General features: G+C 72.0%; 14 protein-coding genes. 5 read left to right on the plus strand and 9 right to left on the minus strand.

All coding sequences use genetic code 11. The features are described 5' to 3' along the window. Positions 1 to 197: 197 nt before the first annotated feature. Genes M4486_RS08485 through M4486_RS08505 form a run of 5 tightly spaced genes read left to right on the plus strand, consistent with a single transcriptional unit; the run spans position 198 to position 5,598 of the window. A complete protein-coding gene (locus tag M4486_RS08485) occupies positions 198 to 1,829 on the plus strand; it encodes a sugar ABC transporter ATP-binding protein (RefSeq protein ID WP_249480734.1) in 1,632 nt (543 codons plus the stop codon). Beyond that, entirely contained in the window at positions 1,826 to 2,833 is a 1,008-nt protein-coding gene (locus M4486_RS08490) for an ABC transporter permease (RefSeq protein ID WP_249480735.1), read from the plus strand. Before M4486_RS08485 ends, M4486_RS08490 begins: the two co-directional genes overlap by 4 nt. Further along, positions 2,830 to 3,831 carry an ABC transporter substrate-binding protein gene (locus M4486_RS08495; protein WP_249480736.1) on the plus strand — a complete coding sequence of 334 codons (1,002 nt, stop codon included), beginning with the start codon at positions 2,830 to 2,832 and terminating at the stop codon, positions 3,829 to 3,831. Before M4486_RS08490 ends, M4486_RS08495 begins: the two co-directional genes overlap by 4 nt. 56 nt (positions 3,832 to 3,887) lie before the next feature. Further along, positions 3,888 to 4,745 carry a class I SAM-dependent methyltransferase gene (locus tag M4486_RS08500; RefSeq protein WP_249480737.1) on the plus strand — a complete coding sequence of 286 codons (858 nt, stop codon included), beginning with the start codon at positions 3,888 to 3,890 and terminating at the stop codon, positions 4,743 to 4,745. 4 nt (positions 4,746 to 4,749) lie between these two features. After that, positions 4,750 to 5,598, plus strand: coding sequence for a class I SAM-dependent methyltransferase (locus M4486_RS08505; protein WP_249480738.1), 849 nt, complete (start codon positions 4,750 to 4,752; stop codon positions 5,596 to 5,598). Between the two features lie 6 nt (positions 5,599 to 5,604). Here the strand turns inward: M4486_RS08505 and M4486_RS08510 are convergent, their stop codons facing one another. From M4486_RS08510 to rpsB, 9 genes are all read right to left on the minus strand, one after another. Beyond that, positions 5,605 to 6,453, minus strand: a complete 849-nt coding sequence (locus tag M4486_RS08510) for a GNAT family N-acetyltransferase (RefSeq protein WP_249480739.1) — start codon at positions 6,451 to 6,453, stop codon at positions 5,605 to 5,607. A 13-nt stretch (positions 6,454 to 6,466) separates the two neighbouring features. Further along, on the minus strand, positions 6,467 to 7,807 hold the full coding sequence (locus M4486_RS08515) for a M50 family metallopeptidase (protein ID WP_249480740.1): 1,341 nt from the start codon (positions 7,805 to 7,807) through the stop codon (positions 6,467 to 6,469). A gap of 76 nt (positions 7,808 to 7,883) precedes the next feature. Beyond that, positions 7,884 to 8,432: a DivIVA domain-containing protein gene (locus tag M4486_RS08520; protein ID WP_249480741.1), complete on the minus strand. Its 549-nt coding sequence runs from the start codon at positions 8,430 to 8,432 to the stop codon at positions 7,884 to 7,886. A 92-nt stretch (positions 8,433 to 8,524) separates the two neighbouring features. Further along, positions 8,525 to 9,877, minus strand: coding sequence for a dual-specificity RNA methyltransferase RlmN (gene rlmN, locus M4486_RS08525; protein WP_249480742.1), 1,353 nt, complete (start codon positions 9,875 to 9,877; stop codon positions 8,525 to 8,527). Continuing rightward, a complete protein-coding gene (locus M4486_RS08530) occupies positions 9,874 to 10,782 on the minus strand; it encodes a phosphatidate cytidylyltransferase (protein WP_249480743.1) in 909 nt (302 codons plus the stop codon). Before M4486_RS08530 ends, rlmN begins: the two co-directional genes overlap by 4 nt. Before the next feature lie 38 nt (positions 10,783 to 10,820). Continuing rightward, on the minus strand, positions 10,821 to 11,387 hold the full coding sequence (gene frr / locus M4486_RS08535) for a ribosome recycling factor (RefSeq protein WP_152353597.1): 567 nt from the start codon (positions 11,385 to 11,387) through the stop codon (positions 10,821 to 10,823). Positions 11,388 to 11,564: 177 nt separating this feature from the next. Continuing rightward, the gene (pyrH, locus tag M4486_RS08540; RefSeq protein WP_249480744.1) at positions 11,565 to 12,323 is read right to left on the minus strand and encodes a UMP kinase; all 759 of its coding nucleotides are present in this window, start codon (positions 12,321 to 12,323) and stop codon (positions 11,565 to 11,567) included. A 193-nt stretch (positions 12,324 to 12,516) separates the two neighbouring features. Beyond that, the gene (tsf, locus tag M4486_RS08545) at positions 12,517 to 13,341 is read right to left on the minus strand and encodes a translation elongation factor Ts (RefSeq protein WP_249480745.1); all 825 of its coding nucleotides are present in this window, start codon (positions 13,339 to 13,341) and stop codon (positions 12,517 to 12,519) included. A gap of 99 nt (positions 13,342 to 13,440) precedes the next feature. Further along, positions 13,441 to 14,463 carry a 30S ribosomal protein S2 gene (gene rpsB, locus M4486_RS08550; protein WP_200503596.1) on the minus strand — a complete coding sequence of 341 codons (1,023 nt, stop codon included), beginning with the start codon at positions 14,461 to 14,463 and terminating at the stop codon, positions 13,441 to 13,443. Between the last annotated feature and the right edge of the window lie 116 nt (positions 14,464 to 14,579).

A 14,579-nucleotide genomic window follows, 5' to 3' on the forward strand; every position in this document is an offset into this window, starting at 1 on the left:
CGTCATCGCATCGGCCTCCGGGGTCGTCCTCGCCATCGGGGCTACGACCTGGGGTGGAACCGGGGCGAGGGGCGGCACGACCTGCGGAGGGGTGCAGCGGCCGGGTACGGCGCGATCCGGGTTGACATGACGCACCCGCCGCCCTCTACCATCGAGTAATCGATTTCCGACGATGATGTCCGGACGGTGCGTGTGCGATGACGGATCCGCAGAGGGCTTCCGACCCCGAGGGCGAGCTGCTGCTCGAGGTCCGAGGAGCCGTGAAGACGTTCCCCGGCGTGCGTGCGCTCTCCGGCATGCGTCTCGACCTGCACGCGGGAGAGGTGCTCGCCCTGGTCGGGGAGAACGGCGCCGGGAAGTCCACGCTCATGAAGGTGCTCACGGGCGTGCATCGCCCCGACGCCGGCGAGTTCCGCTACCTGGGGCGCCCCCTGCGCGTGAGCGGCCCTCTGGACGCGGCCCGGCAGGGGCTCGCGATCATCCACCAGGAGCTGAACCTGATCCCCGCGCTCACCGTGGCGCAGAACATCTTCCTGCGCCGCGAGCATCCCGCCGCGGGCCTGTTCACCCGTCCCCGCGACCTCGAGGCGCGCACCCGGGACCTGCTGGACCGGCTCGGCATGGACCTCGACCCGTCGGCCCGCGCCGAGGACCTCACGGTCGCCCAGCAGCAGATGGTCGAGATCGCGAAGGCGCTCAGCTTCGACGCCCGTGTTCTGGTCATGGACGAGCCCACGGCCGCGCTCAACGAGACCGAGGCCGCCGCCCTCCACGCCCTCATCCGCGACTTCGTCACCCCGCGCACCGGCGTCGTCTTCATCTCCCACCGCATGGAGGAGCTGCGCGGTCTCGCCGACCGCGTCCAGGTGATCCGCGACGGCGAGTACGTGGACGACTTCCCGATGGCCGGCGCGACCCTCGACGAGGTCGTCACGAAGATGGTCGGCCGCCCCGTCGACACCTCCGGGCGCGCGCACGCGCCGCGCGACGCGCCGCCCGAGGGCGAGGACCGCCCGGTCCTCCTCGCCGTCGAGCACCTGCGCAGCGAGCCGCTCGTCCACGACGTCTCCTTCGAGCTGCGCGAGGGCGAGATCCTGGGCTTCGCGGGGCTGATGGGCGCCGGACGCACGGAGACGGCGCGCGCGCTGATCGGGTCCCTCCCCCGCCAGCGCGGCGAGGTCCGTCTGCGCGGGCGGCCCGTCGCCTTCCGCTCCCCCGCCCAGGCGGCCCGCGCCGGCATCGGCTACCTGCCCGAGGACCGCAAGCGTCTGGGCCTCATGCTCGAGAGCTCCGTGCTGGCGAACATGGAGCTCTCAGCGCTCGGCTCCCGCTTCCAGCGCGCGGGCCTCGTGCGCCGCGCCGACGCGCGCCAGGCTGCCGAGGAGCAGGCGAGCGCCCTGCGCATCCGCACCCCGCACCTCGAGCAGCCGATCAAGAACCTCTCGGGAGGCAATCAGCAGAAGGCCGTCATCGGCCGCTGGCTGATGCGGGAGAGCGACGTGCTGATCTTCGACGAGCCCACCCGCGGCATCGACGTCGGCGCGAAGGAGGAGATCCACTCGCTTCTCGAGGAGCTCGCCGCGCAGGGCCGCTCCCTGATCGTCATCTCCTCCGAGCTGCCCGAGGTGCTGCGCCTGGCCCACCGCGTCGTCGTCATGGCCGAGGGCCGCGTCACCGGCGTGCTCGAGGCGGCCGACGCCGACCCCGAGTCCGTCATGCGCCTCGCCGCCGTCGAGGAGGCCCCCGCGCACCCCCGCACCACGGATCCCGACCCCGCCCCTGAGCGCGGGCGCACCGACGCGCCCGCCACCACGGAAGGACACCGATGAGCACGCTCGCCGCCTCCCCGGCCCGCGAGGAGGCCGGCACCGGCCGCCCCCGCGGACCGCGCCGCGTCCGCCTCCAGCAGCTGCTGGCCGCCGGGACCCTCGTCCTGATCTTCCTCGCGTTCTCCATCGCGAGCCCCACGATCTTCCCGACCTGGGGGAACATCGTCACGATCCTCTACTCGACCGTGGTGATCGGTCTGCTCGCCCTGGGCGCGACCTTCGTGATCACCACCGCCGGCATCGACCTGTCGGTGGGCACGGGGATGGCGCTGTGCGCGGTGATGAGCGGCATGTTCATCGTGAACTGGGGGATCCCGGTCCCGCTCGGGATCGTGCTCGCGATCCTCTTCGGCGGCCTCATCGGCCTGATCAACGGGGTGAGCGTCGCGATCCTCGACCTGCCGCCGTTCATCGCGACCCTGGCGATGATGATGGTCGCCTCCGGGCTCGCGCTGGTGATCTCCGGCGCGGCCCCGATCTACTTCGAGGCCCCCTCCTACATGGGCTTCTCGACCGGGACGATCATCCCGTCGATCCCCAACGCCGTGCTCGTGCTGGCCCTCGCCGCCGTGATCGCGGCGGTGCTCATGTCGCGCACCCTGCTGGGGCGCTATGCGACCGCGATCGGCTCCAACCAGGAGGCCGCGGAGCTCGCGGGCGTGGCCGTGAAGAAGTGGCTGATGATCGTCTACATCGTGGGAGGTCTGTTCACGGGGCTCGCGGGCGTCATGATCTCGGCCCGGCTCGGCTCCGCGCAGCCCGCGACCGGCATGGGCTACGAGCTCGACGCGATCGCCGCCGTCGTCATCGGCGGGACCTCGCTGTCCGGCGGGCGCGGCACGATCGTCGGCACGATGATCGGCGCGCTCATCATCTCCGTGCTCACCAACGGTCTGCAGATCCTCTCGATCCCGCAGGAATGGCAGGACGTCCTGCTGGGCGCGGTGATCCTGGTGGCCGTATTCATCGACCGCCTGCGCCGCCGCGCGGAGCGCACGGCATGACCGGGGGCGAGGACGGGACGGTCGGCGGGTCGCGTGCCGCTCGGCGCGCGCCGAGCCGTCGCGCGCTGCTCGCCCTCGGCGGCGTGGGCCTGCTGCTGCCGGCGGCGGGCTGCGGCCGCTCGCGCGAGGACGTCACGCACATCGCCCTGGTCTCCAAGGGCTTCCAGCACCAGTTCTGGCAGGCCGTGCGTCGCGGCGCCCGCGCGGAGGCCGACGAGAACGGCGTGGTCCTCACCTTCGAGGGTCCGCCCGCGGAGACCGATGTCGAGGCCCAGATCACGATGCTGCAGAACGCCGTGACGAGGAACCCCGACGCGCTGGGCCTCGCGGCCCTGGACTCCCGCGCGGCGGCGCTGGCCCTCGACGAGGCGCACTCCAAGGGGATCCCGGTGGTCGCCTTCGACTCGGGTGTGGACTCCGACATCCCGCTCGCGACGGTCGCCACCGACAACGCCGCGGCCGCGAAGGAGGCCGCCAAGCACATGTGCGAGCTGATCGACGGCACGGGGCAGGTGGGCATCGTCGCCCACGACCAGGTGTCCCTCTCCGGCACGGACCGCCGCGACGGCTTCCTGGCCGGGCTGGAGGAGTACGGCTCCGGGGTGGAGGCGCTCGAGGTGCAGTACGGCGAGGGCGACCAGGCGAAGTCGGCCGACATCGCGCGCTCCATGGTCACCGCGCACCCCGACCTGAAGGGGCTGTTCGGCACCAACGAGGGCTCGGCGATCGGCGTCCTCAAGGGGGTCGAGGAGTCCGGGCGCACCGACCTGGCCGTGATCGGCTTCGACTCCGGGCGCGCGCAGGTCGAGGCGATCCGCTCCGGCGAGATGGCGGGCGCCGTCACCCAGGACCCGATGCAGATGGGTCGCCTCACCGTGCGCACCGCGATCGAGGCCCTCGCGGGGAAAAAGGTCGAGAAGATGATCGACACCGGATTCCTCTGGTACGACGCGGACAACATCGACAGCGACGACGTGCAGCGGGCCGTGTACCTCTGAGCGTGCCGGGCGAAAACCCCTCGGCTCGTGCGACCCCCGCCCGCTACCGTCGGACCATGGAACCCCGTGCACAGCACTTCGCCGAGAACCGCGCCAACTGGGACGACCGCTCGGCGCTCCACGAGGCCTCGGGCTACGGCATCGAGGAGCTCGTCGCCGACCCGTCGGCGATCAGTCCCGCGCTGGCCCAGGACCGCGAGCGCCTCGGGGACCTCACGGGGCTCGACGTCATCCACCTGCAGTGCCACCTGGGCACCGACACGGTCGGGCTCGCACGCCTCGGCGCCCGCCGGGTCGTCGGCCTGGATCTCTCACCCGCCTCCCTCGCCCGGGCCGCACGGATCGCCGAGCGCTGCCGCGCCGATCTCGAGCTCGTCGAGGCCAACGTGTACGACGCGCGCGAGGCGGTGAGCGGGGACTTCGACCTCGTGTACACGTCGATCGGGGTGCTGTGCTGGCTGCCCGACGTGCGCGCCTGGGCGCGGGTGATCGCCTCCCTGCTGCGCCCCGGCGGCAGATTCCTCGTCCGCGACGACCACCCGATGTTCATGGCCATCGGCGAGGACGTGAGCGACGGGCTGCGCATCGAGCAGCCCTATTTCGAGCGCGAGCAGCCGATGACCTGGGACGAGGAGTTCAGCTACGTGGAGGCTCCGCCCGATGCCCCCGCGATCGCGCACAGCCGCAGCCACCAGTGGAACCACTCCCTCGCGCAGATCGTGAACGCCCTGCTGGAGGCCGGCCTGGTGCTCGACTCGCTCGAGGAGACGCCGTACTCGGCCTGGTGCCCGTGGCCCGATCTCATGGTGCGCGAGGGGGACCGCTGGCGTCTGCGGGAGGACCCCGACCGGATCGCCCTGCAGTTCGTCGCGACCGCCCACAGGCCGGCGATCGACGCCGATGGTGAAGGATGAGCGCATGACGCACCCCTGGGATCCCGCATCCGTCCCCGCACCCTCGACGTCCACCGGCTCCTCCATTCCCGCTGGCACCGCGGCGCCCCGCGGCGACGGCTCCGCCGGGGACGCCGACTACTCGGCGATCGGCGCGGGCTACCGCACCTACCGTCGGCCGGACCCGCGGATCGCGGAGGCGATCGAGGACGCGCTGGGGACCGCGCGCACCCTGGTGAACGTGGGCGCGGGCGCAGGGTCCTACGAGCCGACGGACCGCGAGGTCACGCCCGTCGAGCCGAGCGCCACCATGCGCGCGCAGCGGCCGTCGGACCTCGCCCCCGCGATCGAGGCGGGCGCCGAGGACCTCCCGTTCGCCGACGGCGCCTTCGACGCGGCGCTCGCCTCCTTCACCGTCCATCAGTGGGGCGACCTCGAGAAGGGGCTGCGCGAGATGCGGCGCGTGACCGCCGGGCCCGTCGTCGTGCTGAGCTGCGATCCGGCGGCGCTCGACAGGTTCTGGCTGGCCGAGTACGCGCCGGAGGTGATCGCGACCGAGGCCTCCCGCTACCCGGCTCCAGCGCGCATCGCCGAGATCCTGGGCGGCGACGTCGAGGTGCGGGAGCTGCCGATCCCGCGCGGCTGCACCGACGGCTTCGGCGAGGCCTACTTCGGTCGGCCCGAGGCCCTGCTGGATGCGGGCGCCCGCACGGCGAACTCGGCGTGGAGCTTCGTGGGCCCGGAGGTCTCCGAGCGCTTCGTGCGCGAGCTGGGCGCGGACCTCGAGTCCGGGGCGTGGGATGCGCGGCACGGGCATCTGCGCGAGGCGGAGGCGTTCGACGGCTCCCTGCGCCTGATCATCGCGCGGCCCTGAGCGCGCTCAGAAGAGGATCGTGGTGAGCTCGCCGCGCTGGGTGAAGCCGGCGGCGGCGTACGCGCGGCGCGCGGGCTCGTTGAAGTCGTTGACGTAGAGGGAGACCCGCGGGGCGTGGTCCCGGGCGACCAGGCCGACGAGGTCGTGCATGGCGGCGCGGCCCACCCCCTCCCCGCGGCGCGCGGGGTCCACCCAGACGCCGTGGATCTGGGCGACGGGACCCAGCACCGCGCCCACGTCGGCCTTGAACAGCACCCGCCCGTCTCGCACGACCACGTACGTGCGGCCCAGGGTGATGAGGTCGCGCACGCGCGCCCGGTAGCCGCGACCGCCGTCGTGCGCGAGCGGATCGGTGCCGACCTCCTCGCGGAACATGGAGACCGCGGCGGGGAAGACGATCTCCTCCTCGCCGCGCACCGCCCGGCGCAGACCCGAGGGCGGCAGGGGCCGCGACGGCGCCGCGGTCGCCTCGAGCAGCGGCTGGGACCAGCGCTGCTCGCGGATCTGCCGTCCCCAGACGGGGGCCAGCTGCGCCCACAGCGACGCGACCGCCGAGCGCTCCCCGACGATCGAGCTGCAGCGGCGGGGACGCGCGGCGAGATGCTCGGCGAACAGGCCGATCGAGCGGGGGCTCGCGCTCACCGGCGACACGTTCACTCCGTGCCAGAGGAGGCCGTCGGTGTGCCGCTCCTCCCCCGCGATGCTGAACTCCTGACCGACGCTCAGGCTGTGGCGGAGGTCGACGAGCCGCGCGCCCGGGAGGGCGTTGACCAGGGGGTCCGTGAGGACGTGGTCGATCGCGCCCTGCACGCCGGTGGGCCTCAGGGCTCGCAGCCGAGGACCGCGGGAGAACATGGATCCGAGCCTCTCACGGGAACAGGGTGATGGGGTCCACGATGTCCGCATACAGCAGCATGACGGTCATCGCGAGGAAGAGCAGCGCGACCACATTGGTCAGCGGCAGCAGCCGCGACATGTCCACCGGGCCCGGGTCGGGCCTCCCGCGCCAGCGCGCGATCCGCCGTCGGACCCCCTCGACGAGGGCGCCGGCGACGTGACCGCCGTCCAGGGGCATGAGCGGGATCAGGTTGAACACGAACAGGGCCATGTTCAGCGAGGCGAGCATCGAGATCAGCGTGGAGACCTTCGCCGTGAGGTCGAAGCGGGGCTGGTCTGCGCTCGCGACCTCCCCCGCGAGCCTGCTCACGCCGACCACGCCGATGGGACCGTCGGGATCCCGCTCGCCGTCGCCGAAGGCGGCCTTCCCGACGTCGATCAGCCGCATGGGCAGCGTGACGACGATCCGGGCGGTCCCCTCGAAGGTCTGCAGGACCATGCCCGGCACCTCGAGCGGCGACTGCCGGCGCAGCTCCTGGCCGGGGCCGACGCCCAGGAAGCCGACCTCCTCGGTGACCACGTCCCCGTGCGCATCGGTCTTCGCGCTGCCGTCCTCGGCGATCACGGGCCGCTCGTCGAGGATCGGTGTCGCGTGCAGGGTGATCCGCTCCCCGTCGCGCTCGACGACCACGTCGATCTCGCGGTCGCCGGCGCCGCGCACGGCGCTCGTGACGTCGGCCCACTGATCGATCGCGTGCCCGTCGATCTCCAGCAGCCGATCGCCGGGCTCGATCCCCGCGGCGAGGGCGGGGGCCTCGGGATGCCCCGTGCAGGAGGTGCCCTCGGGGGCGTCGGCCGGGAGCACGCAGCGGGAGACGGTCTCGACGGTCGTCGACGAGGCCGGCAGGCCGATCCCGCACACGAGGACCCCGAGCAGCACCGCGCTGATCAGGAGGTTCATCGTCGGCCCGCCGAGCATGACGACGAGCTTGCGCGGCACGGTCAGCGCGGAGAACGTGCGGTGGGACTCGGCCGGGTCGTACTGCTCGGCCTCCCACTCGCGGGCGTCCTGCGCCATCTGCTGGAACAGGCCCGTGGAGTCCTCGCGGATCGTCCCCGGGGCGTCGTCGCGGCGCGGCGGGTACATGCCGATCATGCGGATGTACCCGCCCAGCGGGATCGCCTTGACGCCGTACTCGGTCTCGCCGCGGCGACGGGAGAGGATGGTCGGCCCGAAGCCGATCATGTACTGGGTGACGCGCACCCCGAACGCCTTGGCGGGGATCAGGTGCCCCAGCTCGTGCAGCGCGATCGAGACCGCGATGCCCAGGGCGACGGCCAGCACCCCGAGCGCGTACAGGAGGACTGTCATGGGAGGGGGCGCCCGCTGGGGACGCGCTCGATCCGGAGGGCCCCGAAGGCGGCCGACGGGGTCCGGACGGGCAGGATCACGGCACGGAGGCCATGAGGTCGGCGACGTGGTCGAGGTACACGTCCACGACGGCCTCCTGGTAGCCGTCCTGGCCCTTGCGGCGGCGGAAGGCCGCCCGGCGCACGTCGTCCACGCTCATCGGCAGACCCTCGGTGAAGTAGGCGATGAGCTGGTCGCACAGGGCGTCGACATCCGTGCGGTCGTAGGAGCGCTCACCGTGGGCGGCCGGGGCGAAGCGCTCCCCGGCGGGACGCTCGAGGCGGTCCTTGAGGGTCTCGGCGCGCTCGGTGAGGCGGGAGATCCACTGGTCCTCGCCCTGGCGGGCGATGGCGTCGTCGCGCTGCTGGAGGGCGAAGGCGTCCGAGAGCCGATCCAGGGCCTCGTCGACGGTGCGCATGTCGTAGCCGCCGCGGATGGTGCCGAAGCTCGCCGAGGTGACGTCGGCGCTGTCGAAGCCGGAGCCGCCGTGCTCATAGGCGGTGCGGGCGCGCGCGAGGAAGTCGTCCACCTCATGCGGGTCGTAGCCGACGCTGAAGCGGGAGACGCGCTCGAACGATGTGCTCACGTGGCAGTTCCTTCCAAGGGTCGATGCCGCTCCCCCACTGTACCGAGCGGGCGGGGCGGGGAGCTGGTGCCGCGCCGGGCGGATCCCGGCGCTCAGCCGATGGTCTCGGGCGCTTCCTCGAGCACGTTCCCCTCGTCGTCCTCGGGACGGGAGGCGATGGCCTCGACGCGGGCGACGCGCGCCTCGCGGTCGGCGCGATGGGTGTCGGACTCGATGACGGTCGCCGCGAGCTGGCCGCACGCGCCGTCGATGTCGGAGCCGCGGGTGTCGCGGATCGTGGTGCGGATGCCGTTGTCCCGCAGGGTCTCCACGAAGCGCTTCTCCACCATCGGGTCCGAGGCGGTCCACTTCGAGCCCTTGACGGGGTTCAGGGGGATCGGGTTCACGTGCACCCAGTGCCGCCCGCCCTTGTCGATCAGGCGGTCGGCGAGCAGCTGGGCACGATGCTCCTGGTCGTTGATGTCGCGGATCAGCGCGTACTCGATGCTCACACGACGGCCGGTGGCCTCGAAGTACTCGTGGGCGGCGCTGAGGATCTCGTCGACGTCGAAGCGGGTGTTGATCGGGACGAGCTCGTCGCGCAGGGCGTCGTCCGGAGCGTGCAGGGAGACCGCGAGCGTCACCGGGATCTCCTCCTTGACGAGCTTGCGCACGGCCGGGGCGAGGCCCACGGTCGAGACGGTGATGTTGCGGGCGCTCATCCCGAAGCCCTCGGGGGCCGGGGCGTTCAGGCGCTTGCAGACGGTCGCGACCGGCCGGTAGTTCGCGAGCGGCTCGCCCATGCCCATGAACACGATGTTGCTCACGCGGCCGGTGCCGCCGGGGACGTCGCCCGCGGCGAGCTTCCCGTTGGCGATGCGCACCTGCTCGAGGATCTCGGCGGCCGAGAGGTTGCGGCTCAGCCCCATCTGCCCGGTCGCGCAGAACGGGCAGTTCATGCCGCAGCCGGCCTCCGAGGAGATGCACAGGGTGGTGCGGCCCGTGTAGCGCATGAGCACGGACTCCACGAGGGAGCCGTCGAACAGCCGCCAGAGCATCTTCTGGGTGGCGCCGTTGTCGGCGCTCTGCATCGAGACGAGCGTGAGCAGCTGCGGGAAGAAGCGTGCGACGAGCTCCTCGCGGCGGTCCTTGGGCAGGTCCGTCATCGCCTCGGGGTCGACGGTCGCGTGCTCGAAGTAGTGCACGGACAGCTGCTTGGCGCGGAAGCCGGGCAGGCCCATCTCCTCGACGGCCGCTATGCGCTCGTCCATCGTGAGGTCCGCGAGGTGGGCCGGCGGCTTGCCGCGCCGGGTGGGGCGCAGCTGCAACTGGCCGGGGGCGAGGGCGATCTTCTCGCCCGGGACCGCCTCGCGGGAGAGGTCGGGCAGGCCCGTTCCGTCGGCCGACGGGGCCGCATCGCGGGCGCCGGGCGCGGGCACGGCGGGATCGGGAAGGTCGTGCGTCATACCAGCACCTCCAGGAGGATGAATGTGGCGGGGGCCGCCAGCAGGATCGAGTCGATGCGATCCAGGACGCCCCCGTGGCCGGGCAGCATGTGCCCCATGTCCTTGATGCCGAGGTCCCTCTTGAGCAGGGACTCGGCGAGATCGCCGCAGGTCGAGATGATCACCAGCACCGGGCCGATGACCAGGCCGGTCCACCAGGGCGCGGTGTCCGCGAACACCAGGAAGACGACGGCCGCGGCGGTGCCCAGCACGAGGGATCCGAAGAATCCCTCCCAGCTCTTCTTGGGGCTGATCGACGGGGCCATCGGATGCCTGCCCATGAGCACCCCGGCGATGAACCCGCCGGTGTCGTTCGCGACGGGCACGAGGAACGCGAGCAGCACGAGCAGGGCCCCGTCGGGCCGATCGAAGAGCAGCAGCGAGAAGCAGCCCAGGAAGGGCACCCAGGCGATCGTGAACACGCCCGCGGCGACGTCGCGGAGCGCGACGGTGCCCATCGACTCGGTGACCCGCCAGAGGATCAGCACGCACACGGCCAGCGCCGTCGCGACCACCAGTCCGTCCAGGCGGAAGACCTCGGTGGTGACGACCATGCCGACCACGCCCACGAGCACGGGCATCACGGGCACGCGCATGCCCCCGGCGGAGAGCGCACGGGTCAGCTCGAGGACGGCGAGCACCAGCGCGAGCGCGATGAAGGCGGGGAAGACGACGGGGACGGCGAACAGGCACACCAGCAGCACGACCACGAGGCCGATGCCGACGGGGATCGCCGCGCGCAGGTCGCGGCCGGGTCCGCGCCGCTTCGCCGCCGGGGTGCCGGCAGCGGGCTCGGCGCCGGGCGCACCCGGCACCGCCCCGTCCGGGAGGGACGGGGCGGTGCGATCGGGTGCTGCGGGGACCACGGCGCGGACGAGCGGGACGGTCGAGGGAGCGCGGGCGCTCAGACCGTGGCCAGCTCGGTCTCCTTGGCCGCGAGCGCCTCGTCGACCTGCTCGATGAACTTCTTGGTGAGCGCCTCGAGGTCCTTCTCGGCGCGCGACCCCTCGTCCTCGCCGACCTCCTTGTCCTTGACCAGCTTCTCGATGGCCTTCTTCGCGGTGCCGCGACTGGCGCGCACGGCCACGCGGCCGTCCTCCGCCTTGGACTTGGCCTGCTTGATGTAGTCCTTGCGGCGCTCCTCGGTGAGGGCCGGCAGGACGATGCGCAGGTTGTCGCCGTTGTTCGTGGGGTTCACGCCCAGGTCGGAGGCGCGCAGAGCGCTCTCGACCGCGCCCGTGGAGGACTTGTCGTAGGGGGTGACGATGACCGTGCGGGCCTCGGGGAACTGCAGCGAGGCGAGCTGGTTCAGCGGGGTCGGGGCGCCGTAGTACTCCACGGTGATGCCCTGGAACATGGCGGCGTTCGCACGACCGGTGCGGATCGTGGAGAACTCCTCCTTGGTGACCTCGATCGTCTTGGTCATCTTGCTCTCGGCGTCCTTCAGGATGCCGGGGATGTCATCGCTCACGTCGCGCTCCTCGCTGCTCTTCTCGTGGCTCAGGTCGTGCCGGCTCCGGCTTCGTGCGCCGGGGCCGCTGTCCATTCTCCCCCATCGCTCCCCGTCGTGCGCGTCCGGCGGCGGCCGGGACGCCTGCGGAGGGAGCGTGAGGGCCGGGTCGGACGGCGTCCGCCCCGCCTCGCGGGCTCAGTCGCCGGTGACGAGGGTGCCGATGCGGTCCCCCACCATGGCACGGGTGATGCTGCCGGGGGTGTCCAGGCCGAACACCATCATCTGCTGGGCGTTGTCCATGCAGAGGCTGAAGGCCGTGGCGTCCACGACCTTGAGGCCGCGCTGCAGGGCGTCGTTGTAGGTGATCTGCTCGATCTTCTCGGCGGTCGGGTCCTTGTGCGGGTCGGCGGTGTAGACGCCGTCCACGCCGTTCTTGGCCATCAGGACCTCCTGGCAGCCGATCTCCAGGGCGCGCTGCACGGCGACCGTGTCGGTGGAGAAGTACGGCATGCCCGCGCCCGCGCCGAAGATGACCACGCGGCCCTTCTCGAGGTGGCGCACGGCGCGCAGCGGCAGGTAGGGCTCGGCGACCTGGCCCATCGCGATGGCCGTCTGCACGCGCGTGGAGACGCCCTTCTGCTCGAGGAAGTCCTGGAGGGCGAGGCTGTTCATGACGGTGCCGAGCATGCCCATGTAGTCGGCGCGGCGGCGGTCCATGCCGCGCTGGGAGAGCTCGGCGCCGCGGAAGAAGTTGCCCCCGCCCACGACGACGGCGCACTCGACGCCCTGCGCGACGCCCTCGGCGATCTCACCGGCGATGCGGGAGACGACATCGGGGTCGACGCCCACGGTGCCGCCGCCGAAGGCTTCGCCCGAGAGCTTGAGGAGGACGCGGCGGCCGCCCTCCTTCTTCGGGAGAACCGGGATCTGGGAGGTGACGGACGCCTGGGTCATGGAAGGTCCTTCCGGTCGAGGTCTCGGGCGATGATACCGGCGCGCGGGGCGGCGGGCCCCATGGATCGGCGCGGACGTGATCACGTCCGCACCCGCGACGACGGAGGGCCCCGCATCCGTGGCGGATGCGGGGCCCTCCGGGGTTCGGGCGCGACGCGGGCGCGGGGCCCGGGCGCTCGTCAGATGCGCGGGATCAGTTGCCGACGCGGAAGCGGACGAAGCCCGTGAGGGTGCCGCCGGCGCCCTCGAGGACCTTGCCCACGGTCTGCTTGGGGTCCTTGGCGAACGCCTGGTCGAGCAGGACGTTCTCCTTGAAGTAGCCGTTGAGGCGTCCCTCGATGATCTTCGGGATGGCCTTCTCGGGCTTGTTCTCGTTCTTCGCGGTCTCCTCGGCGATGCGACGCTCGTCGGCGACGATCTCCGCGGGCACCTCGTCACGCGTGAGGTACGCGGGCGAGTAGGCGGCGATGTGCATCGCCACGTCGCGCGCGACCTCGGCGCCGGCCTCGTCGGTGGCGACGAGGACGCCGACCTGCGGGGGCAGGTCCTTGTTGGTGCGGTGCATGTACGAGGTGACGACCTCGCCCTTCACGCGGCCGATGCGGCGCACGACGATCTTCTCGCCCATGGTCGCGGCGGCGCTGGTGAGGGCCTCGCCGAAGGAGGTCTCGGCGAGCTGCTCGGGGTCGGTCGCGCCGGACTCGACGGCCGCGGCCACGGCCTCGTCGCCGAGGGCGACGAACTTGTCGTTCTTGGCGACGAAGTCGGTCTCGGAGTTGAGCTCCACGAGGGTGCCCTCCTGACCGCCGTCGGCGTCGCGGATGTCCGCGGCGATGAGGCCCTCGGAGGCGCTGCGGCCCTCGCGCTTGGCGATGCCCTTGAGACCCTTCACGCGGATCAGCTCGACGGCCTTGGCCTTGTCGCCCTCGGCCTCGTCGAGAGCCTTCTTGACGTCGAGCATTCCGGCGCCGGTGGACTCCCGGATCTCCTTGATGTCAGCAGCCGTGTAGTTCGCCATGTGTTCCTTCTTCCTGGTGGGAGAGGTCGTGCGGGGAGGTGGGGAGGTGCCCCCGGGCAGGGTGCGCCGCGAGGGGCGCACCCTGCCCGGGGAGCGCGCTCACTCGGAGGGCTCGGTCTGGACCTCGGTCTCGCCGGCGGACGCCTTGGCGTCCTCCTCGGCACCGAGGACCTCGGAGGCCTCGACGTCGGAGGCGTCGGCGGTGGGGACCTCGGGGGTCTCCTCGACGGCCTTCTCCTCGGCCGCGGCGGCCTTCTGCTCCTCGAGGTTCTTCTCGGCACCGGCGACGCCCTCGGCCTCGGCGGTGACGGACTCCTCGGCGGGAGCGCCGTCCTGCTGGACCTCGGACTGCTTGAGCAGCTCCTGCTCCCACTCGGCGAGCGGCTCCGCGTCGACCGCGGAGACGTTCTTCTCGCCCTTCTCCGACTTCGCGTGGCGGTCCTGGAGGCCCGCGGCGACGGCGTCGGCCACGACGCGGGTCAGCAGGGCGACGGAGCGGATCGCGTCGTCGTTGCCCGGGATCGGGTAGGTGATCTCGTCGGGGTCGCAGTTGGTGTCGAGGATCGCGACGACCGGGATGTTGAGCTTCTGGGCCTCGTCGACGGCGAGGTGCTCCTTGTTGGTGTCCACGATCCAGACGGCGCTCGGGGTGCGGCCCATGTCGCGGATGCCGCCCAGGGTCTTCTCGAGCTTGTCCTTCTCGCGGCGCATCATCAGCAGCTCCTTCTTGGTGCGGCCGGAGGAGGCCACATCGTCGAAGTCGATCTGCTCGAGCTCCTTGAGGCGGTTCACGCGCTGCGAGACCGTCTGCAGGTTGGTGAGCATGCCGCCGAGCCAGCGCTGGTTCACGTAGGGCATGCCCACGCGGGTGGCCTGCTCGCGGATGGACTCCTGCGCCTGCTTCTTCGTGCCGACGAACAGGATGGTGCCGCCGTGGGCGACGGTCGCGCGGACGAACTCGTACGCCTTGTCGATGTAGGTGAGCGTCTGCATCAGGTCGACGATGTAGATGCCGTTGCGCTCGGCGAACACGAAGCGCTTCACCTTCGGGTTCCAGCGACGGGTCTGGTGTCCGAAGTGGACGCCGCTCTCGAGGAGCTGGCGCATGGTGACGACTGCCATGGTCTGTCTCTTTCCCGGCCCTGGGCTCGCGCGGCGCACCGTGGCGGCGTCCGCGGTCCTCGCGCAGGACCTGCATTCTCGGTTCTCCCCTGCCGCCGGACGGCGCAGGGCCTGGT

Source organism: Brachybacterium kimchii (assembly GCF_023373525.1).
In the GTDB taxonomy this organism is placed as follows: Bacteria; Actinomycetota; Actinomycetes; order Actinomycetales; family Dermabacteraceae; genus Brachybacterium; species Brachybacterium kimchii.